The sequence below is a fragment of the Candidatus Firestonebacteria bacterium RIFOXYD2_FULL_39_29 genome (assembly GCA_001778375.1).
Taxonomy (GTDB): Bacteria; Oederibacteriota; D2-FULL-39-29; order D2-FULL-39-29; family D2-FULL-39-29; genus D2-FULL-39-29.
The window spans coordinates 45,357-68,897 of record MFGV01000061.1 but is presented as its reverse complement, the minus strand read 5'-3'; the positions used below and the strand labels follow the sequence as shown (position 1 = coordinate 68,897).

Annotated in this window: 22 protein-coding genes and 1 tRNA gene; 19 read left to right on the top strand and 4 right to left on the bottom strand. The window is 39.9% G+C overall.

Features of this window, described 5'->3' with window-relative positions:
* Positions 1–72 precede the first annotated feature (72 nt).
* From A2536_06790 to A2536_06770, 5 genes are all read left to right on the top strand, one after another.
* Positions 73–564 carry a 3-isopropylmalate dehydratase small subunit gene (locus tag A2536_06790; protein OGF45573.1) on the top strand — a complete coding sequence of 164 codons (492 nt, stop codon included), beginning with the start codon at positions 73–75 and terminating at the stop codon, positions 562–564.
* A 275-nt stretch (positions 565–839) separates the two neighbouring features.
* Positions 840–1,097, top strand: a complete 258-nt coding sequence (locus A2536_06785) for a hypothetical protein (protein ID OGF45572.1) — start codon at positions 840–842, stop codon at positions 1,095–1,097.
* A gap of 38 nt (positions 1,098–1,135) precedes the next feature.
* On the top strand, positions 1,136–1,549 hold the full coding sequence (locus A2536_06780; protein ID OGF45571.1) for a peptide chain release factor 1: 414 nt from the start codon (positions 1,136–1,138) through the stop codon (positions 1,547–1,549).
* A gap of 105 nt (positions 1,550–1,654) precedes the next feature.
* Entirely contained in the window at positions 1,655–2,563 is a 909-nt protein-coding gene (locus A2536_06775; protein OGF45570.1) for a hypothetical protein, read from the top strand.
* 267 nt (positions 2,564–2,830) lie between these two features.
* Positions 2,831–3,292: a hypothetical protein gene (locus A2536_06770; protein ID OGF45569.1), complete on the top strand. Its 462-nt coding sequence runs from the start codon at positions 2,831–2,833 to the stop codon at positions 3,290–3,292.
* Between the two features lie 131 nt (positions 3,293–3,423).
* On the opposite strand, the gene A2536_06765 is transcribed toward A2536_06770, so the two are convergent.
* From A2536_06765 to A2536_06750, 4 genes are read right to left on the bottom strand one after another with little or no spacing between them, the layout of a single operon-like run.
* Positions 3,424–4,812 carry a hypothetical protein gene (locus A2536_06765; GenBank protein ID OGF45568.1) on the bottom strand — a complete coding sequence of 463 codons (1,389 nt, stop codon included), beginning with the start codon at positions 4,810–4,812 and terminating at the stop codon, positions 3,424–3,426.
* The gene (locus tag A2536_06760) at positions 4,812–5,369 is read right to left on the bottom strand and encodes a hypothetical protein (protein OGF45567.1); all 558 of its coding nucleotides are present in this window, start codon (positions 5,367–5,369) and stop codon (positions 4,812–4,814) included. The genes A2536_06765 and A2536_06760 overlap by 1 nt, the downstream gene beginning before the upstream one ends.
* Before the next feature lies 1 nt (position 5,370).
* Positions 5,371–6,552 carry a UDP-4-amino-4,6-dideoxy-N-acetyl-beta-L-altrosamine transaminase gene (locus A2536_06755; protein OGF45566.1) on the bottom strand — a complete coding sequence of 394 codons (1,182 nt, stop codon included), beginning with the start codon at positions 6,550–6,552 and terminating at the stop codon, positions 5,371–5,373.
* A complete protein-coding gene (locus A2536_06750) occupies positions 6,549–8,408 on the bottom strand; it encodes a hypothetical protein (protein ID OGF45565.1) in 1,860 nt (619 codons plus the stop codon). The genes A2536_06755 and A2536_06750 overlap by 4 nt, the downstream gene beginning before the upstream one ends.
* A gap of 66 nt (positions 8,409–8,474) precedes the next feature.
* Between A2536_06750 and A2536_06745 the strand changes: the two genes are divergently transcribed.
* The 14 genes from A2536_06745 to A2536_06680 all read left to right on the top strand — a co-directional run bounded on the left by A2536_06745 (position 8,475) and on the right by A2536_06680 (position 23,539).
* Positions 8,475–9,065: a septum formation protein Maf gene (locus A2536_06745; protein OGF45564.1), complete on the top strand. Its 591-nt coding sequence runs from the start codon at positions 8,475–8,477 to the stop codon at positions 9,063–9,065.
* Between the two features lie 202 nt (positions 9,066–9,267).
* Positions 9,268–10,875, top strand: a complete 1,608-nt coding sequence (locus A2536_06740; protein ID OGF45563.1) for a hypothetical protein — start codon at positions 9,268–9,270, stop codon at positions 10,873–10,875.
* Between the two features lie 19 nt (positions 10,876–10,894).
* Positions 10,895–13,084 (top strand): hypothetical protein, encoded by a 2,190-nt coding sequence (locus A2536_06735; GenBank protein OGF45562.1) that lies wholly within the window; start codon positions 10,895–10,897, stop codon positions 13,082–13,084.
* 77 nt (positions 13,085–13,161) lie between these two features.
* On the top strand, positions 13,162–13,965 hold the full coding sequence (locus tag A2536_06730; GenBank protein OGF45561.1) for a hypothetical protein: 804 nt from the start codon (positions 13,162–13,164) through the stop codon (positions 13,963–13,965).
* A 145-nt stretch (positions 13,966–14,110) separates the two neighbouring features.
* Positions 14,111–14,186 (top strand) — tRNA-Met (locus A2536_06725).
* Positions 14,187–14,566: 380 nt separating this feature from the next.
* Positions 14,567–15,592: a hypothetical protein gene (locus A2536_06720; protein ID OGF45560.1), complete on the top strand. Its 1,026-nt coding sequence runs from the start codon at positions 14,567–14,569 to the stop codon at positions 15,590–15,592.
* 3 nt (positions 15,593–15,595) lie between these two features.
* Positions 15,596–16,447, top strand: a complete 852-nt coding sequence (locus tag A2536_06715) for an oxidoreductase (protein OGF45559.1) — start codon at positions 15,596–15,598, stop codon at positions 16,445–16,447.
* Positions 16,444–17,199 (top strand): cytochrome B, encoded by a 756-nt coding sequence (locus A2536_06710; GenBank protein ID OGF45558.1) that lies wholly within the window; start codon positions 16,444–16,446, stop codon positions 17,197–17,199. The genes A2536_06715 and A2536_06710 overlap by 4 nt, the downstream gene beginning before the upstream one ends.
* Entirely contained in the window at positions 17,196–18,524 is a 1,329-nt protein-coding gene (locus A2536_06705; GenBank protein OGF45557.1) for a hydrogenase/sulfur reductase subunit alpha, read from the top strand. The genes A2536_06710 and A2536_06705 overlap by 4 nt, the downstream gene beginning before the upstream one ends.
* Entirely contained in the window at positions 18,521–18,988 is a 468-nt protein-coding gene (locus tag A2536_06700; protein ID OGF45556.1) for a hypothetical protein, read from the top strand. The genes A2536_06705 and A2536_06700 overlap by 4 nt, the downstream gene beginning before the upstream one ends.
* A gap of 73 nt (positions 18,989–19,061) precedes the next feature.
* Complete coding sequence (locus A2536_06695) at positions 19,062–20,810, top strand: aminodeoxychorismate synthase, component I (protein OGF45588.1); 1,749 nt, start codon at positions 19,062–19,064, stop codon at positions 20,808–20,810.
* A 146-nt stretch (positions 20,811–20,956) separates the two neighbouring features.
* The gene (locus A2536_06690; GenBank protein OGF45555.1) at positions 20,957–21,433 is read left to right on the top strand and encodes an NADH dehydrogenase; all 477 of its coding nucleotides are present in this window, start codon (positions 20,957–20,959) and stop codon (positions 21,431–21,433) included.
* A 3-nt stretch (positions 21,434–21,436) separates the two neighbouring features.
* Positions 21,437–21,781 carry a hypothetical protein gene (locus tag A2536_06685; GenBank protein OGF45554.1) on the top strand — a complete coding sequence of 115 codons (345 nt, stop codon included), beginning with the start codon at positions 21,437–21,439 and terminating at the stop codon, positions 21,779–21,781.
* A 15-nt stretch (positions 21,782–21,796) separates the two neighbouring features.
* Positions 21,797–23,539 carry an NADH dehydrogenase gene (locus A2536_06680; GenBank protein ID OGF45553.1) on the top strand — a complete coding sequence of 581 codons (1,743 nt, stop codon included), beginning with the start codon at positions 21,797–21,799 and terminating at the stop codon, positions 23,537–23,539.
* The last annotated feature ends 2 nt before the right edge of the window (positions 23,540–23,541 follow it).

Sequence of the window (23,541 nt, the reverse complement as noted above, 5' to 3'; positions counted from 1 at the left end):
AAAGAAAAAGCTATCCCCATCCTGCCTTCCCCTTATTATGAAGGGGAAGAATCTAAGGTAAGGAGAATAACCATGATATTCAAAGGATGCGTATTCAAATACAGAGATGACGTAAATACGGATGAGATCATTCCGGCGAGATATCTTAATACTTCGGATCCTAAAGAACTTGCGAAGCATACTATGGAAGATATTGATAAGGATTTTATGAAAAAGATGAAACCGGGGGATATTATTGTGGGAGAGAAAAATTTTGGCTGCGGTTCGTCAAGGGAACATGCGCCTATTGCCATCAAAGCGGCAGGTGTTTCCTGTGTAATTGCCAAGAGCTATGCCAGAATATTCTACAGGAATTGCTTTAATATGGGCCTTCCAATTATTGAAAGCGCTCTTGCCGTGGACGGTATAAAGAACGGTGACGAGGTGGAAGTGGATACGAGCAAAGGTGAGATAAAAAATAAAACCACAGGTAAGATTTTTAAAATCTCTCCGTATCCGGCATTTATGCAGGAGCTGATTAAGGCAGGCGGGCTTATTAAGTACGTGGCAGAGAACAGCAAGTAAAGCAAGGAAAGCAAAGACAGCAAGTGAAGAAAAAGAAGGAAAGGAAGTAAGAACAGCAATAGAAGTAAAAGCAAGTCCGGGGTATGAAGTGACAGAAGAATGCAATTATTCTGTCATCCCGCGCTGGGACACGGGATCCAGTGTCTTTTTATTATATAAATAATACCACATTAATGTAGCACCCGTTATCCGCCTAGGTGGATTTCGCAAAGGACTATGGTTAGATATTTAGACTTTTGCTCAACTCGTAACGTATTTTGGTAAAAGGAGATAGCTTGAATAAAAACACGTGGGGCTCGAAGGCAAAAAGGACTTTAACCTCTATTCTTCCTGTAGCTAAGAACCGGAAAGGTTCCTGCGCTTCCTGCGGGGACTGTTGTAAGCTTCCGAACGTTTGTCCTTTTCTTACTTTTAACGCAGATAATAAATCGATGTGTAAAGCTTATGTAATAAGACCGCTAAATTGCAGAAAATATCCAAGAACAAAAGATGAATGGATAACTGAAGGAAAGTGCGGCTATAAATTTGAATAGACAGGGCCTTAATTAAATCAAGAGCAATGGATATAATAATGAGTGATTTTGGTGTAAGTATAGAAAAAAGAAATACTCTGGAAGTCCGGATGTCAAAGTTTGGGATTAAAGAGAGTGATCTTGTTGAAAAGTTCCTCCGTTCCGGAGGTCCGGGCGGTCAAAATGTAAATAAAGTGGAAACATGTGTTTATTTGAAGCACCTGCCGACAGGAATTGAAGTAAAATGCCAGAAGGAAAGGTCGCAGGCAAAGAACAGGTATTTTGCCAGAAAGATACTTGTAAGTAAAATTGAGTCAAAAATCCTTGGAAAGTTGTCAGCAGAGTCAAAACTGGCGTATAAAATAAAAAAGCAAAAGAAGAGAAGGAACAGAAGAGCGAAAGAAAATATTTTAAGGGATAAAAGATTTAACTCCGATAAAAAAACTTTAAGGTCGGAAAAGATCAGTTACTAAAAAAGTACAAATGACAAATTACAAAGGACAATTTGGAAATATATATACCACCATATATTGTACTTCGTCATTCGTAATTTGTAATTATTTTCACGGGAGGTTTTTATGAAGAAGATAGTAGTGGTTTTGCTTGCGGTAGCAGTACTTGCTTCCCCAATGTTCGCGGGAAACAAGAAAAGAATAGCGGTAATGGATTTTGAAGATAAAGCGCAAGGGCAGCATGGCGGCTGGCATAATCCGGGTCGAGGTATGGCGGATATGCTGGTTACAGTCCTTACTAAATCCAATAAATATTCGGTAATTGAAAGGGAAAAACTTGATAAAGTTATGAAAGAACAACAGCTTGGCGCTACCGGTATTGTTACTGCTCAAACGGCGGCAAAGATCGGACAGCTCCTCGGGTTACAATATATTGTAACAGGAAGCATTACTGAGTTTGGCATTAAAGAAAGCAAGCTGGGTGTTGGGAATCTTGGGGGTCTCTTTGGTATTCACGGCGGAGTGGATACGAGAACAAATACGGCGAAAGTTGCCTGTGATGTAAGAATGATAGACACCTCAACCGGAGAGATACTTAAAGCAGAAAAAGGCGAAGGGGAGGAATCCAGTACCGGCGTTTCCGTTGATTTAAGCGTTGCTCCTTCAGTGGGTTTTGGCAAAGACGGTTTTGATGATACGGTTATCGGCAAAGCTGTCAGAAAAACCATAGAAAGTGTTTCAAGACCGCTTATTGAGATGGCGGAGAACTTCCCCTGGTCGGCAAAAATAATGAAAGTTGATGGAAATAAGCTATGGCTTAACTCCGGAAAAAATGATGAAGAGAAAGAGGGCCGAACGTTTTCAATATTCAAAAAAGGCGAAGATTTAGTGGATCCTGATACCGGATTATCCCTTGGCTCTTCAGATACAAAACTTGGTACCGGCAAAATAACAAAAGTTGAAGAGAAATATTCCATTGCCGAAACAGATGTTAAAGGTGTTACGAAAGAGAATTATGTGAAGGAAGAAAGGTAGGGAACTGAGGCGCAGATGTGCAGATGCTCGGAGGCGCAGCAAGAGAATGAGGATAGACGTATCCGCCTAGGCGGATTTCGCAAAGAGTTAAGGTTAAATATTTAAACTTTGCTCAACCTGTAACGTTATTTATAATTCAACGAAAAAAAGGAAATTGTTATCAGAAACTCAGAAAAGAAACCGATACATATAGAAAACAACATTTTTGTCGTCATTGACTTTGAAACTACGGGGCTAAGTCCGAAATATGGGGATGATATTTGTGAAGTGGCTGCGGTTAAGCTTTTAAACGGCGATATCACAGCCACTTATAGTAAGCTTGTAAACCCCTGCTGTCCTATATCTCCCGGTGCTTCTGCGGTTAATAATATTACCGACGACATGGTAAGAAATGCCCCTAAATTCCATGAAATATATGAGGAATTTGTAGCATTTATCGGTAACGGCGTTATAGTAGGTCACAATCTGCCTTTTGATATGAATTTTTTAAAGGCAAAATTAAATCAACTTGGAAAGCCGGATTTAGAAAACGATACGCTTGATACTCTCAGGCTTGCAAGAAAAATGTGGCCGCATTTTCCTTCCTTCAAACTCCCCGCGCTTAGACGCCAGTTTTGCATCGAAATAAAAGATGAGCACAGAGCTCTAGGTGATGTAGTCGCTACAGCAGCATTACTTCGCATAATTTTGGAAGACCATAAGAAAAACGGAAAAAAAGAGATAAGCTGATGGAGCCGGAAAAACTCCTCCTGTTTCCTCCTACAATGGGGACAGCGACTATAAATTTAAGAAAATAACAGAATAAGCGCTTCCCCTTAAAAAGTGCAGCCCCTAGTACCAAGAACCCAGCACCTGCATTTTCACTTCTTCAATGCCAGCTTCTTTCCAAACTCTAGATACTTTTCTACTAATGCCGGTGTTTTCGCCTCTGCGTAAATCCTGAGAATCGGTTCCGTCCCTGAAGGACGAAGTACCAGCCAGGAGAGGTCGTTCATGGTGTATTTGGTGCCGTCTTCGCGGGTTATGCTTTTTATAGGTTTCCCGAACATCTTCTCGGGAGTAAAGGCGGCGATATTGGCGAAAATCTTCTCTCTTTGTTCTGCGGGATACTTAATATCCAGTCTGTTGTAGCAAAATTTGCCGTATTTCTTTTCGAGATCCAAAAGCAGTTCACTTGGTTTTTTGCCTGTCTCTGCTATCATCTCAAGGAGCATAAGTCCAAGAAGAATACCATCGCGCTCGGGGAGATAACCTTTTACACCGATACCTCCGCTTTCTTCGGAGCCGATAAGAATATCTTCTTTTATCATGAGGTCGGCAATGTTTTTAAATCCGATGGGAGTGTAGAACCTGCGAAGTCCGTTCCTCTTTGCGATAATTTCTGCGGCGGATGTTGTTGCTGTCGTTATAACTACACCACCCCGTTGGTTCTTATTCTTGAGCAAATGTTCCATAAGAAGAGGCATGATATGCTGGGTGGAATAAAAAATACCCTTATCGTCAATTATAGCGAACCTGTCGCCGTCTCCGTCTGTTACGAGGCCTATGGCGGCTTTTTCTTTTTTTACGGCTTCCTTGGCGTCGGTCAAAAGAAAATCAAGAGGTTCCGGTTTTACACCGCCGAACATTGCATCCCTAAAGTGATGGAGCGGGAATAATTTAAGTTTGGAATCTTTCAGTATATTAAGAAGTAATCCCTGGGAAGAACCGTACATGGGTTCGATAACGACTTTGAAAGAACTTTTATTTATCTTCTTCATATCAACAAAGGTTTTAATGAAAGAAAGGTAAGCTGTTGTTAAATCGGCGGTTTTATACGGCGCAAGTCCGGCCTTTACCGGGTTCTTGAACAGGAATGACTCCACGCCGTTTGTCTCTGTCTTGGTTGCGGAGGCGCCGTTACCGGTTTTTATCTTGAAACCGCTGTACTCGTAAGGGTTATGGGAAGAGGTTATCATCACACCGAAAAACGCTTTTTTATTTACGACACCGTATGAGACCGTCGGGGTCGTTACCGCTTTATCGGATAAAGTGACATTAAAACCGTTTGATGCAAGGATATCTGCTGCCATTCCGCCGTATTTTTCCGAGAAGAACCGGAGGTCGTAGCCGATGATAACTTTTTTGTTCTTCCCGCAAACCGTTTTAAAGTAATCCGCCGTCGCCTGCGCGACTGCCTGCAGATTGGTGAAAGTAAAATCTTTGGCGATTATTCCGCGCCAGCCGTCTGTTCCGAATTTAATATCCATTAAAAAGCTCCTTTGCCCGTAAAGAGCACTATGATAGTTTTAAATATAATATAGATATCGAAACAAATGTTCTGATGTTTTGTGTAATAGACATCCAGCCGCAATTTTTTAGGAATGGTAAGATCCGCCCTGCCGTTTATCTGCGGAAATCCGGTTATCCCGGGGCGCAGGGCAAGCACTTGTCTTTGAAAAGCAGAGTAATCCCTGACTATCTCGGGTATCTCCGGTCTCGGACCTGCAACGCTCATGGAACCGAAGAGAGTGTTAAAAAACTGCGGGAACTCATCAATGCTTGTTCTTCTGAGGAACTTACCGAACTTTGTAACTCTGGAATCATTTCTCTCTGTTAACCCGGGGCCGAGTTTTTCTGCATCAGGAACCATAGTTCTGAATTTGTATACAAAAATATCCTTGCCGTTTAACCCGACTCTCTTATGTTTGAATATAACCGGGCCTTTTGAAGTAAATTTTACAAGAAGAGCTGTGAGTATCAGAACGGGGGAAAGGAGAATTATCATGAAGAGAGAGAACAGTATGTCGAAACTCCGCTTTAACATATCACCTTTTATGTTTTTTTGCGATTTCTTTTACTTTTTGTATCACGTAATTCACATCTTTATCTGTCATTGCAGGGTAAATAGGAAGAGAAAGGCTTTGTTTATACAGCTTTGTCGCCACCGGAAAGTCAGACGGCTTGAACCCGAATCTCTTTCTGTAATAAGGGTGCAGGTGTGCCGGGATAAAATGCACGCTCGTTCCTATATTTGCTTCTTTTAATTTTTCAATAAAAGTACTGCGGTCAATCTTTAATATTTTGTCATCTATCTTAAGGACAAAGAGATGCCAGGCGTTCCTTTTTTCTTTAAAAGTGAACGGAACAAAGAGGCCATCAATGAATTTGAACGCTTCTGTGTACCGGGCGGCTATAGCTTCACGCCTTTTAAGGAGAGTGTCCGCCTTTTTTAATTGTTCCAGCCCGATGGCTGCCGCAATATCCGTCATATTGTATTTATATCCCGCGTAGGCCACTTCATAATACCAGCTGCCCTCCGAAGTATATCTCTTCCAGGCGTCTTTACTTATCCCGTGAAGTCCGAGCACGGCTATAAGATCTCTCAGTGTTTTTGATTTTGTGACAGCCATACCGCCTTCACCCGTTGTAATATTTTTTGTAGCATAAAATGAAAATACGGTTACGTCCCCGGTATAACCGGATATATCACCTATTTGTTTTCCTTTATATTCAGCAGATAAAGCATGAGCCGCGTCTTCGATAACATAGGAGTTCTTTTTTTTTGCTATAGAGAGTATCTCTTTCATATCGCAGGGTAATCCTGCAAAGTGCACCGGAATGATTGCTTTTATAGTTTTACCTTTTGCTTTACGTTCTATTTCTTCCGGATTAATATTATAATCATCTTCTTTTATATCGGCAAAGATCAGGTTGGCGTTGTTTTCAAGAACTATGTTATAAGTGGCGCAGAAAGTATAGGGGGTAGTTATTACATTATCACCTTTTTTTACTCCTAAGGCTGCAAGTGATAAAAAAAGTCCTGCAGTAGCGGAATTAAGGGCTGCGGCATGTCTGCATCCTGTTTCTCTGCAAAAAGCACTCTCAAACAGCTTTGTCTTAGGTCCCGTAGTAAGCCAGCCGCTTTTTAAAGTATCCACTACACTGTCTATTTCTTCTTTAGAGATAGACGGGCGGGCAAAGGGTAAAAACTTGGTTCTTTTTTTCATTTAAGGTTACCTTTTGGTTTAAAGGAAGGTAAAATTGATTTAATAAGCTTTTCCGCAGGTTTTCTGCTAAAGTCTTTGGATTCTGCAAGTAGAATAAGTTTTTCTGTTGCATTATAGAATTTCTTTTCATTTATTACTTCAGGCCTTGCGATAAATATCTTTTTGTGGGAGGAGGAGGAAATGCCTTCTTCCTTGGTAAGTGTTTCCTCGTAAAGTTTTTCACCGGGACGGAGGCCTACGTATTCAATCTTTATGTCTACATCAGGTGTATAGCCTGAAAGTTTTATAAGATCCCTGGCTAAATCGTCGATCTTTACCGGTTTTCCCATATCCAGTACGAAAACATCCCCGTTTCCGCCCATGCTTCCGGCCTGGATGACGAGTTGCGCGGCTTCTTCTATTGTCATAAAGAAACGTACAACCTCGGGATGCGTAACCGTCACGGGGCCGCCGGCGGCTATTTGTTTTTTAAAGAGAGGTACAACACTGCCCCGGCTTCCCAGGACATTACCAAAACGGACTGTCATGAATTTTGTCTTTTTTTGTTTTTTAGAAAGCGCCTGCACTACAAGTTCGGCTATTTTTTTTGTAGCGCCCATAATGCTTGTAGGATTTACTGCTTTATCCGTGGAAATCATTACAAATCTGTCAACGCCGTATTTGACCGAAAGCTCGGCCATATTTTTTGTTCCGGAAATATTGTTTTTAATGGCCTCTTCGGGGTTATGCTCCATAAGCGGGACATGTTTATAAGCAGCGGCATGAAAGACCACATCAGGAGAATATTTTTTAAAAATATACTCCATTTTATTCGGTTCTTTGACATCTGCGATAACAGGAATAATTTTTACCGGATTATTATTCGGGTGAAAATTATTTAATTCCATCTCCATACTGTATATGGAATTTTCGCCTTGTCCCACCAGGATTAATGTTTTAGGGTTAAACCTTAAAGTTTGGCGTGTTAACTCCGAACCGATAGATCCTCCCGCGCCGGTAATCAGTACAACATTTCCCTTTATATAATGAGATATTTCTTTTGTGTCCAGCGTAATAGTATCTCTTCCAAGCAAGTCCTCGAGTTCTACCTCTCTGATGTGAGAAATTGAAACATCTCCGTCTATTATCTCTTTAAATCCCGGAATTATTTTATAATGCACCCCGAAGCCGGAAAGCCGGGCGCAAATCTCAACGAGTATTTTAATATGGGAAGGTGAAGCTGAGGGAATAGTAATGATAATCTGCTCTATCTTTAATTCTTTTGCAAGCTGTTCTAATTCATCTGAATTTCCTATAACTTCAATACCGTTAATGGTGCTCCTTTTTTTATGTTTGTCATCGTCAATAAAACCGATGAGGGCATAACCTGACTTTGGATTATTTAAAATGTCTCTGGCCAAAAGAGTTCCTGCTTCTCCTGCTCCTATGATAAGAGTCCTCTTCCCTTTTTTGATTTGTCTGAGAAAAAATAAATGGGGTTTTATTGCCGGGAATATTCTATAGCCGAGAAGAAAGGAAATGCACAGAAACCAGTCAATTAGGAGGACTGCTCTTGGAAAAGACAGGTTTCTATTAAAAAAAACCGCAGTAACAAAAATTGCCGAACCAACGGTTATAGCTCCGGTCAAACTGAGCATATCTTTGATTCCGGAGTATTTCCATATTATGTTGTAAATTTTGAAAGTTAAAAGGATGATTAATCTTGCTAATGTGGCGAAAATGAATATTTGTCCGAGGTGTTCCGTGTACTCTCTTATGCCTTCAAAGCGTATTATAAATGCAAGTAAAAGCGAGATATTTATAAAGATAATGTCAAATAATATGTAAATTATTGAATTTCTCCGCATAATTAACATAATTTTAGCACAAAGCAGAGTTATTCTCAATTACTTTTTGATAAATAATATGGTAGAATCAGGGGCATGAATAAAAAAAATATTGTACTGGCTTCGGAATCCCCGAGAAGGAAGGAACTCTTAAAGAGGATGGGGCTGAAATTTAAAGTTGTTCCTGCCAAAATAAAAGAGAATTTGGGCCGAAGGTTCCAGGCAAAGGCTCTTAAAAAGATTGCGTTTCAAAAAGCAGCAGTTGTTTCCGGAAAAATAGAAAAAGGCTTGATTATTGCTGCAGACACTATTGTTGTCGTAAAAGGGGTTATCTACGGGAAACCGGAGACTATTAAAAAAGCAAGGGTAATGCTTAAAACTTTGAGCGGAACAACACAGAATGTCTGGACAGCTGTAGCCATTATAGATAAATATTCCGGAAAAAAAGAAATAAAAACCTGTGTATCCAGAATAAGAATGAAAAATCTTGCTAAAAATGAGATAGAATATCTTGCTGCAAAAAATCTTGATAAAGCAGGGGGGTATGGTATTCAGGAAGATGACAAGTATCTTAAGGTATTAAAAGGCTCAAGGACAAATATTGTAGGTCTGCCGACGGAATTACTGTCTGGAATGCTTGCGAGGTTCGGGGTAAAATCAAAACCAATTGTAAGATATAAGTTTTAGCAGGTTGCTGAAAAACTAAAATAATGGACTTTAAGCAGCCTGATACCTCGCCATTTGCCCTCAAATGGCGGGTAAAATGATAAAAATTGCAGCTGAAAAAAATCTTAAAAAGAATTTTTCAGCAACATGTTAGGGCTTTCCGGTTCAATATTTGAGGCACCGGGAAAACGGGATAAAACTAAAGACAAAGGAAGATTGAAAAATGAGAAAAAAAATAAGACTAGGAATACTGGGTTTTCGGAGAGGCGCATATCTTGCAAATATTTTTAAACAATTTCCGGGAGTAGAGATCTCGGCAGGCTGTGATATTGATCCGCAAAGAAAAGAAAGATTTAAAGAAGTCTCTCAAACTGCGGAAGTTTACGCTGACTTTGAAGAGTTTTTGAATGCGGATTTTGATGTGTTGGTTCTTGCAAGCGACTGCCATGTTCACGGATACCAGGCCATACAGGCAATGAAGAAAGGTAAAGATATATTTTCAGAAGTTACGGCGTTCCATACTCTTGGTGAGGGTGTTGAACTTTCAAGGACGGTTGAAAAAACCAAAAGAAAATATATGATGGCTGAAAACGTCAACTATTTTCCTCATGTGCTGGAGATGGAAAGACTTTACAATAAAAGTAATATAGGAAAGTTTGTGCACGGAGAGTGCGAGTATGTTCACGATATAAGATATCTGCTGCTCCGGCCGGACGGCAGCAAATACTGGCGGACCTGGTTTCCTCCCATATATTACTGCACTCACAGCATTGGTCCGATTTTAAAGATTACAGGAGAAAGACCTGTATCTGTAACCGGTATGATAGCAGACGGAAAGGTACTTCCTGATCTAAGAAAAATAGATATGGAGTTAGCCCTGGTAAAGACCGATAAGAATTCTACAATCAAAATATTGTGCGGGTATACCTTGCCCAGAGAACCGGTTTCCCGCTGGTTTTGTATGTACGGGACTAAAGGTATGATGGAAAGCAGCAGATGGGAGCCTGAGCAGGAACTATATTTATATGAAGAAAAAGCCAGGAAATACAGGCACTACACGGCAAAGCACCGGGGTAACAAAGTAAAAGATGCTCATCTTGGCGCGGACTACCTGACCATTTATAATTTCTTAAATGCATATAAAAATAACAGAAAAATGCCGATAGATATTTATAAGGCGGCGGATATGACTCTTCCCGGGATATTAGCACACAGGTCCTCCTTGAAAAAGCGGGAAATGGCGATTCCTGACTTCAGGGAAGAAAGTATAAGAAAACAGCATGAGTATGATTTTTGGTCGCCGGATCCTGATACCGAAAATCAATTGGTAATGAAAAAGAAATATTTGAATACACACCTTGAATCAAGGTGTCATAAGGGCTACAATATAAGAGCTTTTAAACAAGGAGATGAAGAGGGCTGGATCAAGCTGGTTAATGAATGCGTGGGTTCGAATTATGATCTTAACAGTGCCCAAAAGTCATTATTTAAATCTGATAAATTTGATCCAAAAGGGTTGTTTTTTGCCGTTAAAGGCAAAGAAATAGCCGGAACCGCCTGTGCCTGGTCAGATAAGTATATAACAGGGAAAAAATGTACGCTTCACATGGTAGCTGTTTATCCTAAACACCGGGGCAAAGGTCTTGGGTATTCTTTATCTTTGGCTGTGCTTGATTATTTTAGAAAAAGAAGTTCTGAAGAAGTATATTTAAGAACTGATGATTTTAGATTGGGGGCAATAAAAAGTTATCTGGATTTAGGTTTTGAACCTGTGCCGGTAAATGATCTTCACAAATGGCGCTGGTCAAAAGTGCTTGAAAAACTCAAGTAAGCTAAAAGGAGGAATTGTTATGAGAAAGCTTTTTGGAGTATTGGCGGCAGTATTTTTTCTTTTTTCGCAAGTTTCTTATGCAAAATACAAAGATACTAAACCAAGTAAAGATTTGCCTGCCGGAGCGGTTGCTGTAACATGCGCCGGAAGCTACGGTAAAGCCGGGACGACTTATGTTTTAATGAATGACATAGCAAGCCCCACAACTACAGTTTTTCTCGGAAAAGATGTAACGCTTGATTTAAACGGGCATACTATAAGTTTTGCTGACGGGAAATACATACATGTTCCGAATTATAGTTTTGAAGAGGGAATGAAAGATTGGGACACATCAAAAGCGCCGAATGCAAAAGCAATATCTTCCAAAATGTGGCCTATGTGCGGTCAGAAGGTTTGCGAGATCAAAGCCGGCGAGGAAATTGTTTCTAAATATATTGTTTTACCGGTAGCCGAAAGATCCTATTACGCCATGTGTGCGGCTGCAGATAATGAAATGAAATATTCTATTTATGTTGAAGATGAAAAGGGTAAATCATTAAACTGTGAATTTAAAGGTGGAAGGAAAGAACATATCGGCTGCCCTATAGAAAATATAGGCCCGAAAAAAGGCGGAGGAATTGTATTTGCACATTTATGTTATCTTCCTGCCGGTAAGTATAGAATACGAATAAAAGCAGTTACGGACTGCGTGATCGATGAGGTTGATATCCGTCCTTGTTTTGATGCGGGTATTGCCGTTGTTTCGGGTATTAGCCCCTGGGCGACGTATAGTGATATGCTAAGTTATTATGCTTGTGATTTTTTTGATTACTGTAAAAAAAATACTATGATCACGGTTGAAACTGTACCGGTAGTAAAGGGTTCCGGTGAAATAACAATTAAGAATGGAGTGGTTAAAAGTGCTTTTGACGGAATACGGTGGTGGGCGATACATTCTAACGCCAAAGAGGTAACGATAAAACTTGAAAACGTAAAAGTTGTAACCGGCGGCATAAATACAAATGCTCTTTTTGCTTCAAAAGCATCTGTAAAAAATTGCCGGTTTGAAGTTGATACTCCATATATTATCAACCGGCATAATACGTCGGAAATGTCTGCATGCGTGGAAAATCTTATAGAAGCTTCCGATAACGAGTTTATCGGCGGTCAGGGTAATTTATCTTTTAACGGAGACGGCTCGATTGTCCGTGATAATCTTTTTGTTAACCGCCAGACGGTTACAAATCATTACAGCGTAAATCCCGGAGGGAAAAATCATAAGATTTATAATAATACTTTTGATGCGCAAATAGGTTCCGGAATTTACCTTGGAGCATCTCAAAATATAGAGGTTTATAACAATTCCTTTAAAGTCTCAACTGCTCCGCCGAATACGGAGTATATTAACACATATTACAGCACAAATGCGATACGCTTAAGTGATTATGAAGCTGCTGCCGGAGCGAAAAACGGCTGTATTAATAATAAGATATACAAAAATAAATTTCATATTTATGCGAAAAATTATCCTGATTATCCGAGATACAGGGCTCAGGCTTATGCGTTTTTCATAAGTGTCGGCGGCGGTACAAATTATATTTATGATAATGAAATAGTTGTGGAAAACAAGGACCCTGAAGCTCCGGATGCGGCGTTTGCATTTTTTATCGGAGGTTCAACCAATGGCGGAGAAATTTACAATAATAAAGTTACGAGCAATACAACAGTTGCCTGGATAAGCAACCGTTATGGAGATGCGAAGAATACCAAGTTTTATAACAATACATTCATAAAGTCAAAAAACACTCTGCCAAAGTATAAAGTATTTTTGATGGGAAATTACTGGGGACCGCCTGCCAATGATATCGAGTTTTATTCCAACAAATATGAAGGCTGGGCAGATTCTGATATATATAAACATGACGGGACAGGCAGTAACTGGAGTGTAGGGTGGACTTTGACGGTAAAAATATCTGACAAGGACGGTAAACCTGTTGAAAATGCAGAAGTTGTAATTACGGATAAGGACGGCGCTGATGCAGTAAAAGATAAAACAGATGCTGCAGGCGTATTAAAAGCCCGTCTTCCCGAATACAAGATACTCCTCACCGGGGATAAGAATAAAGCTGAGGAGCAGAAAACCAAATGTTCTTCCTATAATGTTAGAGTCGGCAAAAATATAAAGAGTGTTGTCCTGGATAAGGATATTGAATTAAAAATAAAACAATAACTGCCGGACAGATATTTGATTATGGTACGTCCGGCCGGAATACGGGAAAAATAAAATTCTTTTAATGGAGGAAAAATATGAAGGTAGGAATAAGCATCTGGTCGCATCATAAGTCTTTATTGAAAGGAAAGATCTCCCATCTTGGCTGGCTCAAAATGTGCGGAGAGGATTTGAAAGTTGACGGGGTTGAACTCCTTGATTTTGGTTTTCAGAAGTCCTTTAAGAACAGGAGGATCCCGAAAGAAGCCGAATTAAAAATAATAAAGAAAACCTGTTCAGATCAGTATCTTTCGATCTATCTTGTATCCTGCGGAAATAATTTCGGGTTTATTGACAGGAAAAAATTAAAACCTGAAATTGAGTATGTAAAAAAATGGGTTGATATTGCTTGTTATCTGGGGGCTCCGGTTCTCAGGTTCTTTGCGGGGTGTCCCGTGCCTGAAGACAAAAGGGAAGCCGGCTGGAAATCCTTAATATATGCCGTAAAAGAATGTGTGAAGTATGCGGAGAAAAAAGGTATTGTGCTTGCCGTAGAAAATCATAATCACGGCGGTTTTATGAGCACGAGCGCGGATTATTTCAGATTAAAAAAGGCTGTGAAATCTCCTTATTTTAAACTTTGCCTGGATACGGGCAATTTTGTTGACCTGTATAAATCAATAGGGAAAACCGTAAAAGAAGCCGCAGTTGTGCATGCCAAGACATTTAAAGTAAAAAGCGGAACGGAAAAGCAGCTGGATTATGAAAAAATATTTTCTCTGCTCAAAAAAGATAAATATAACGGTTTTCTGAGTATAGAGTATGAAGGTGAGGAAAATGAATTCGCCGCCGCTAAAAATTCCGTAAAATATTTAAGACGGATGATACAAAAGCACAAGTAATTTTACCGGTAAGGTAAGTAAAAGTTATCAAAGCCGTCGTATAAAAAGTGTGGCGGTTTTGATAATTGTTTTTTGCCTAGATTTGTATTGAAAAGCATTAAATAACAATGTATAATAAATAAACACTGAAAATTGTATATAATATCGCGGGGTGGAGCAGTTGGAAGCTCGTCGGGCTCATAACCCGAAGGTCGGCCGTTCGACTCGGCCCCCCGCAACCAGAAAACAAACAGGCGCCGGAAATATTATCCGGCGCTTTTTTTCATAAAAATAATATTCATACTTCCTTTTTGAAAAAATAGAAATCTAGCCGAATAATCTAAGATATTGCATATATAAGGTACAATATAAATTTCTATAAGTTTTCCTGCCTAGCTATATTCAAACGTAATTAATGGTTGAAAAAGAACAATAAATATCTATTAATATATTGTACTAATAGTCACAACAAAAGCAGAAAAAGCATTATATAATAATGATTTGCTTGTTTTACGAGTGTTTACTTTATCTTTGCAATGTAGTATAATTTACACATTGATTTAGTTAATGTGAAATAGTGAATATTAATAGTTGAGATTCGAAATATTTAAAAGGGGCGTGTATGAAATACAATTTGCTGGAAAAAACAAAAGTAAGCGAACTCGTAAATGCTCTAAAGAAGAAATACCGGGTAGTGGGGCCTAAGGAAAAAGAAAATCTTTTTGTGTACGGAGATATAGAGGAGGCAGAGGAGCTAAGGCTTGAGCATAAACCGCCTATCCTTTCTCTTAAAAAATACTATCTGCCCCAGGAAGAGCAGCTCTTGACTTTTAAATTCAAGGAAGCAAAAGCAGCTCAGGTGGAAGTAATAAAAGAAAATCTTATTATCTTCGGAGCGCACACGTGTGATATTACGGGTGTTACATGCCTTGATCATGCATCTTCCATCGAGCCCAGGGATTCCAATTTTCATAAAAGAAAAAAGAATGTATTAATTGTCGGTATTGAATGTTCAAAACCCTGCGATGAGCACGCGACCTGTATAACGATGGATACTCATAATCCAAAAGGCGGCTTTGATCTTATGCTTACTGAGGCCGGAAGCAAATATATAGTTCAGATAAATTCCACCGAAGGCGAAAATCTTATAAATGAATATAAATTTCTATTTAAAGAAAGTGATGTCAAATCTGAAGAAAGTTTGATGCAAATGAGGCAGGAAAAAGAAAAGTGGCCCAAAAAACTTAAAGTAAAAACAGAAGATTTAAAAAAGACGCTTGACGGCAATTTAAAGCATAAGGAATGGGAGAGTGTTAAAGCCCGCTGTGTTTCCTGCGGTAACTGTACTAACGTCTGCCCTACATGTTACTGTTTTGATGTCAGGGATGATGTTGATTTGAACCTGGATAAAGGCACAAGGTCGAGGGTTTGGGATTCCTGCCAGTTAAAAGAATTTGCCGAAGTTGCAGGCGGAGAAAATTTCAGAAAAGACAGGAAAACCCGCCAGCAGCACAGGTTGCTCCGGAAATTCAGTTATTCCGTTGAAAAATATAACAGATTCTTTTGCACCGGCTGCGGCAGGTGTACCAGGGTTTGTATGGCAAGTATAAGCCTTTATGAAACCATGAACAATCTGGTAAAGGAGTAATTTATGGCAAATGATATTGTGCTGGAAAAAGAAAAAAAAGCTTCTTTATACGAGCCTGTGACAGGGAAGATAATTTCAGTAAGACAGATGACAGAGACTGAGAAGTGGTTTAAAATAGAGCTTGAAGGAAAAAAAGAGCTGCATCACGGGCCGGGGCAGTTTGTGGAGGTATCATTACTCGGCATAGGCGAAGCGCCTATTTCCATATCTTCTTCTCCTACGCAGAAAGGCTACTTTGAGCTTTGCGTAAGAAAAGCCGGCAAGGTTACAACGGTTTTACATGGAATGAAAGAAGGCGACGAAATCGGTATTAGAGGCCCTTTTGGACACGGTTTTCCTGTTGATGAATTAAAAGGGAAGGATCTTCTTTTTATTGCCGGCGGACTCGGAATTGCGCCGCTTAGATCTCTTATTAACTTTGTAATAGATAAAAGGAAGGATTTTGGCAAGGTAACCATACTCTTAGGCTGTAAAGAGCCTTCTCAGCTGCTTTATATGGATGAGATTGAAAAGTGGTCAAAGCTTACGGATGTTGCTTTCAGGTGCACTGTTGATAAAGGCGCTCCTGACTGGAAAGGCAATGTTGGTCTGATTACCGAGCTTATCCCCGGCGTGGATATAGATGTCAAACAGACCTACAGTATAGTCTGCGGGCCGCCGATTATGTATAAATTTGTGCTCCTAAAATTAATGGAAAAAAATATTCCGGAAAACCAGATTCTTCTTTCACTCGAAAGAAGAATGAAATGCGGAGTCGGAAAGTGCGGACACTGCCAGATCAATAAATATTATTGCTGTCAGGACGGCCCTGTATTCAGCTATGACAAACTAAAAGGATTGGAGGGCGCGCTATGAGCGAGACAAAAAAGAAAGTAAGAGTTGCGTTTTTTGATTTTGCTGATTGCGAAGGCTGTCAGCTCCAGTTAACCTATTTAAATACGGCACTGCTGGATATTCTAAACAGTATTGACATTGTGAATTTTAGAGAAGTAATGCATGAAAGGTCTGAGGATTATGATGTTGCCGTTATTGAAGGTTCTATAACAAGGCCTCATGATGAGGAAAGGCTAAAAGACATCAGAGCTAAAGCCAAGATACTTGTGGCTTACGGGGCCTGTGCCTGTACCGGAGGTATTAACGGGATAATGAGGAATCACACCGTTAAGGCCGCGCTGGAAACTGTTTACCCCGGCAGAAAGGATAAATTAGAAACCGGTCTGATTCGCGCTGTTGACCAGGTTGTAAAAGTAGACGCCTATGTTCACGGCTGTCCGATAAATCTTAATGAATTTGCGGCTGTTCTAAAAGGATTGCTTGCCGGAGCGCTTTACAAAGTTCCGGATTATGCGGTTTGCGTGGAATGCAAACTAAAAGAAAATGTCTGCCTTTACGAAAAAGGACAGATTTGTATGGGTCCCGTAACAAGAGCCGGTTGCGGCGCCTGGTGCACCGGTAACGGTAACACCTGCTACAGCTGCAGGGGTCTCCTGGAAGATATTAATAAGCAGGGCCAGCTTGACATTCTGCAGAAACACGGAGTAACAGTGGAAATGCTTAAAGATAAATTCAGCCTTTACAACGGGTGCAAACTGGAGGGGAATAAATGAGCAATATTACAAAAAAGAACCTTGATATTAATGTAGAATACCTTACCCGCGTGGAAGGGCACGGAAACATAGTGATTAATGTAAAGGAAGGTAAGCTGGAAAAGTGTCAGCTTAATATTATTGAAGCGCCGAGGTTTTTTGAGCAGATGGTTAAAGGGCGCTCCATGTTCGAAGTCCAGCATATAACTTCCAGAATATGCGGGATTTGCTCCACGGGACATTGTCTGGCTTCAATTAAAGCTACCGAGGATGCCATAGGTTTTACGCCGTCTGAACAAACAAGGAAACTCCGTAAGCTTGCTTTGCATTATGAAACCCTGGACAGCCACCTCCTTCATATATTATTTCTGGTTGCCCCTGACTGCGTTGGCGCGGAAAGCGTCTTTCCGATGATAAAGACGCATCCTGAAGTTGTAGTTTTGGCTTTAAAAGTAAAAAAAATCTGCAGCGACCTTTGTGATATCTTACTCGGCCGGCATACACACCCCATTACTTTAGTGGTCCGTGGTTTTACAAAACTTCCGACCAGAAAAGAGCTGGAAAAATCCAAAGAGCTTCTTGTGGAACTGGCGGCTGATTATGGAAAAGCTCTGGAAGTTATCAAGACTTTAAAACTTCCGCAGTTTGAGAGGGAAACTGAATATCTGGCTTTATCTCATCCTGATGAATATGCATTCCTTGACGGTAACCTGAAATCTTCCGACGGCGGAGAGGTTACACCGCAGAAATACCTTGAGTTTGTTCATGAATATTATGCGGATCATTGTACTTCAAAACATTCAAAGAACAAGAGAACCTCCTACATGGTCGGTGCTCTGGCAAGGTTCAACATCAATCATGAGAAATTACCAAAGAACGTCCGTGATCTTGCCTCACAACTCGGACTTAAAGCGCCCTGCTACAATCCTTACATGAATACCGTGGCTCAGGCGGTAGAAACGCTTTTTTGCGCGCAGGATGCTATAAAAATAATAGACGAATTCCTGGAAAAAGGTATCAATAAAGACGAGGTGGTTTCCAGCTGGCCTTCGAAAAATGAATCTTTTAAATTTAAAGCGGGCCGTGGTGTAGGAGCTGTAGAAGTTCCCAGAGGTGTTTTATTCCATGACTACACGGTAAATGCTAAAGGCATGATTGAAAAAGCAAACTGTGTGATCCCGACAAATCAGAATCTTTCAAATATGGATGATGATTTAAAGAAGATGATTCCTGAAATACTGGAAAAAACAAAAGAAGAAATTACTCTTCAGTCGGAGATGCTTATCAGAGCCTATGATCCCTGTATTTCCTGCTCCTGCCATATGCTTGATATAAAATTTGTGTGAAAGAAAAAAAGGCAGTAATAATTGGTATTGGCAGTGTACTTCGGAAAGATGATGCACTCGGGGTACGAATCGTCGAGGTTTTTGAAAAGAAAAAGTCATTTGGCAAAAAGGCAAGGCTGGTGTGCGGCGACATATCCGGCCTTGATATATTAAAATATTTCGAAAAAGATGTAAAAGTCATCGTAATTGACGCTGCCGATATGAAGCTTCCTTTGGGTACGGTAAAAGCCTTCAAACCTGAGGAAATAATAACCAAAATAGAAGGTCCCTCCGGCTCTACTCACGGGTTTAACCTGACCCACACTCTGGAAATTGCCAAAAGCTTGAATATGGCGGATAGTATCGTTATAATAGGTGTTCAACCTGACGATGCTTCTTTTGGGCTTGAGTTATCCAAGGAAATACGTATACTATTTCCACGAATAGTAAAGGAAACAGCAAAAATAATAACGGCGCTGTTGTAAAATCATTCTTATTGGAAAGGCTATGTTAACTGACGATGTATTAAAAACAAAATTCGAAAAACAAGATGTCCATATGCTTTTTGAGACCTGCCGGCCTGACAGCCAAAATAGAAATACTTACTTTTTTCAAAATCCTGTTAAGTCACTTATTGCCTATGATCGGGCTTCAGCGGAAAAAGCTTTAGATGATATTGAAGGGCTAATACAAAGGAAATACTGGATTGCGGGATATTTTTCCTATGAGCTAGGTTATGGATTTGAAATGGATTCTTTTCCTGCCGAGCACAAGTATAACAACCCCCTGCTTGAACTTTATGCTTTTAAAAAACCTGAAATCCAAAATGCCTCTAGGAATATTTCAAGCGGGCGAAATAAAGATTTTAAAGCAAGTAATATAAAATTTAACATACCATACTCGCAATATAAAAGAAATATAGGCAAAATAAAACGGTACATTGAAAAGGGAGATGTTTATCAAATTAACTATACCGGTAAGCTAAAGTTTAAATTTAAAGGGGATTCCTTTTCCTTTTACCGCAGCCTGACAGAGAAACAAGAAGTACCGTATTCCGCATTTCTGAAATTGAAAAACGAAACTGTGATTTCTCTTTCTCCTGAGCTGTTTTTTTCGGTGAAAAACGGGGTAATTGAATCAAAACCTATGAAAGGAACAATGAATAGAGGACGAGACCTTGCTGAAGATACTGCTAAAATGAAAGAACTGAGGGAGAGCAGTAAAAACAGGGCTGAGAATATAATGATAACGGATTTGATTAGAAATGATCTGGGCAGAATTTGCAGGACCGGGAGTATTCATACTTCGAAAATATACGAAGTAATTAAGTACAATACACTGCTTCAGATGATAACTACGGTGCGCGGCCGGCTAAGTAAAGGGATAACCTGGAAAGAGATCTTTAAAAGTATATTTCCGGGCGGGTCTATAACCGGCGCGCCGAAGATCAGAGCAATGCAGATTATCAGGGAACTTGAGAAAGAAAATAGAAATATATATTGCGGAGCGCTTGGTTTTATATCTCCAAAAAACCATGCGGTGTTTTCCGTACCTATAAGAACAATTCTCTTGAAAAATAAAACAGGAGAGATGGGTATAGGCAGTGGAATTGTTTACGATTCGGGAGTTAAGGAAGAATATGCGGAGGCTCTGCTTAAAGCTAAGTTTTTAACCGAAGAACCGGAAGATTTTAAAATAATTGAAACAATATTATGGGCCCGGAAATATGTTTTACTTGGCGGGCATTTAAGACGTCTCGAAAAGTCAGCCAAGTATTTTAACTTTATCTTGGACCTGAATAATATTAAGAAGCAGCTGAAAGCAAAAGAAAAGTTATTAAATGGTGATAATAAACATATGGTTAGATTGTTGTTGTCAAAAAATGGAAAAGTTGAATGTTTAAGCAGTGCTTTAACTCCGCGAAAAAATATAAAAGAAAAAGCTGTTATTTCAAGCGCGCGGGTGGACAGTAAAAACAAATATTTGTATCATAAAACCACTCTGAGAAAATTATATGAAAAAGAAAGAGAGAAAATAAAAGAAAAAGACATATTTGACGTAATATTTTTAAACGAAAAAAAAGAAGTTACTGAAGGCGCGATAACAAATATCTTTATCGAGAAGAAGGGGAAGTATTATACTCCTCCAGTCTCTTCGGGGCTGCTCCCGGGTGTTTACAGAGAGTATCTGCTGAAAGAAAAAAAAGCAGTTCAACAAATATTGAAAATAAAGGATTTAAAGCTGGCAGACAGGATATATTTGGTAAATTCTGTTCGCGGAATTGTAGAAGTTGAAATAGCGTTTTAATATGTGAATAATATCACGAAATAGCCCAACCAAATGTAATAATCTCAATACAGCTGAATATATAATGTTGTACGTAACCCTATTGACATTATCAATTATAAGAGCTATAATTGTGAAAAGTATCACATAAAGGATGGGCAAAACATATGAAAAAAGATAGGTTGCAGGCAGATCTGGAAGGGCTTGTCAGGAAGTGGAAGGATAAAAAGGGCAACCTGATAATGATTCTCCATAGTATTGAGAATATTTACGGCTATGTCCCAAGGGAAACTTCCATGAAATTGTCCCGGCTTCTTGATGTGCCTTTAGCAAGAATATATGAAGTAATTACTTTCTATAACTATTTTAAACTGGAACCGCCGGGCAAGCATAATGTTTCGGTTTGCATGGGGACGGCTTGTTATCTCAGAGATGCTGCCTCACTCATAGAAGAAGTAGAAAAAATCCTTCACATAAAGGAAGGGCAGACGACAAAAGATGAAATGTTCCATCTTGATGTTGTAAGGTGTCTGGGCTGTTGCGGTTTGGCTCCGGTAATGATGATAGACGAAAAAGTCTATGGTAAGGTTAAGAAGAACGAGATAGTGGACATTTTGTCCAAGTACGTAAAGGAAGAGGACTAAGGTATGAAAAAAATAACAAAAGAAGATATAGAGAAAATTGATCCTGCAAAGAAAGATTTGGGAAAATATTGGATAAAGGTCGGCCTGAGCACCTGCGGGGTAGCCGCCGGGGCAGATGAAGTTTACGCCACTCTTATTGAAGAATCAAAAAAACGCAACATAGAAATAGATATAAGAAAATGCGGCTGTCAGGGCGCCTGTTCGGTGGAGCCGCTGGTTGAAGTTAAAGTGGAAGGATTGCCTAAGGTGTTATACGGCAGAGTTACAAAAGAGGTCGCGGTAATAATTCTTGAACGCCATGTAAGGAATAAAAAACTCCTGCATGATTATATTTTTGAAATCAATTAGAAAAGGACGAGAACCATGGAAAAGAAAATAATCTATCTGAGAGATACCGATTCGGCGGAGCAGGAACGGATTAATGACTTTTTTACTCTTTTCTCCAATGAACTCCGAGATGCCAATCTTTCCGAGCCTGTACAGCTCGTAAAAATAGCGGATATCGGCTTGTATGAAAAAGGTATTGTAGTCAAGATTCTTCCGGAAAATATTATTTACACCGGGATTAAAAATACGGATGTTAAAAGAATAGTAGAAGAGAGTATAAAAGACAATAAAATAATCAAAGACCTGCTTTACGAAAAAAAATCAAAACAGTTAAGAGCTGTTCTTAAAAACTGCGGGTATATAGATCCGGAAAGTATTGAAGATTATATTGATGCGGGCGGTTATAAAGCTCTGGTAAAAGTGCTTACGGGTATGAAACCGGAAAATGTGATAGACGAGCTTAAAAAGAGCGGGTTACGCGGTCGGGGCGGGGCGGGCTATCCTACCTGGATGAAATGGAATTTTGCCCGGGGAATGAACTCCCCCGAAAAATATGTTATCTGCAACGGGGATGAAGGCGATCCCGGTGCTTATATGGACAGAAGCGTACTTGAAGGCGATCCGCATTCTGTTTTGGAAGGTATGATAATCGCCGGCTATGCGATCGGCTCTTTAAAAGGCTATTTTTATATAAGAGCCGAGTATCCGCTGGCGGTCGAAAGGGTACAAAAGGCTATTGATCAGGCCGTTGCTGCCGGGTTACTCGGTAATAATATACTGGGCAGTATTTTTAATTTTGAACTCGAGATAAGACTCGGCGCCGGTGCGTTTGTGTGCGGGGAGGAAACGGCGCTCATAGCTTCTATAGAAGGTAAAAGAGGTACGCCTCATCCGAGACCCCCGTATCCTTCCGTTAAAGGTCTTTGGGAAAAACCCACCATAATAAATAACGTAGAAACGCTTGCAAATATTCCTCAACTGATTGCCGGTGGCGGAGCAAAATTTGCCTCAATCGGAACAGAAAAAAGTAAAGGTACAAAAGTATTTGCGCTTACGGGAAAGGTGAAAAATTCAGGACTGGTTGAAGTGCCGATGGGGATCACTCTTCGTGAGATTATATTTGATATTGGCGGAGGAATACTTAATAACCGTGCCATAAAAGCCGTTCAGACCGGAGGTCCATCGGGTGGAGTTATTCCTAAAGAATATCTGGATACACCGGTGGACTATGAAAACCTGGGTAAACTTGGTTCTATTATGGGCTCCGGGGGTATGATTGCTATAGATGATACCGATTGTCTGGTAGATCTTGCAAAGTTCTACCTTAAGTTCTGCGTTGATGAATCATGCGGTAAATGCGCTCCCTGCCGTCTTGGAGGTTATCAGCTGCTTTGCATACTTGAAAAAATATCTGAAGGGAAAGGGGAGCTTGAGGATTTGAATAAATTAAAGAAGATTTCCTATGCTATGCAAAAAGCTTCGCTTTGCGGTCTGGGGCAGTCAGCTTCTAATCCGGTATTTTCGACAATAAGATATTTTGAAGAAGAATACAGACAGCATATAGTTAATAAGAAATGCCCGGCCGGGAAATGTAAAGCTCTTGTGTATTTTAAAATTCTTCCTCAAAAGTGCAAAAAATGCGGCCTTTGTATGAAAAATTGTCCTTCGAATGCCATACTTGGAAGCCGCGAAGCCGGTTATGTTATAGATCCTCAAAAATGTATTAAATGCGGTGCTTGTTTTGATGTTTGTAAGTTTAAAGCTGTTTTGAAGGAGTAAAA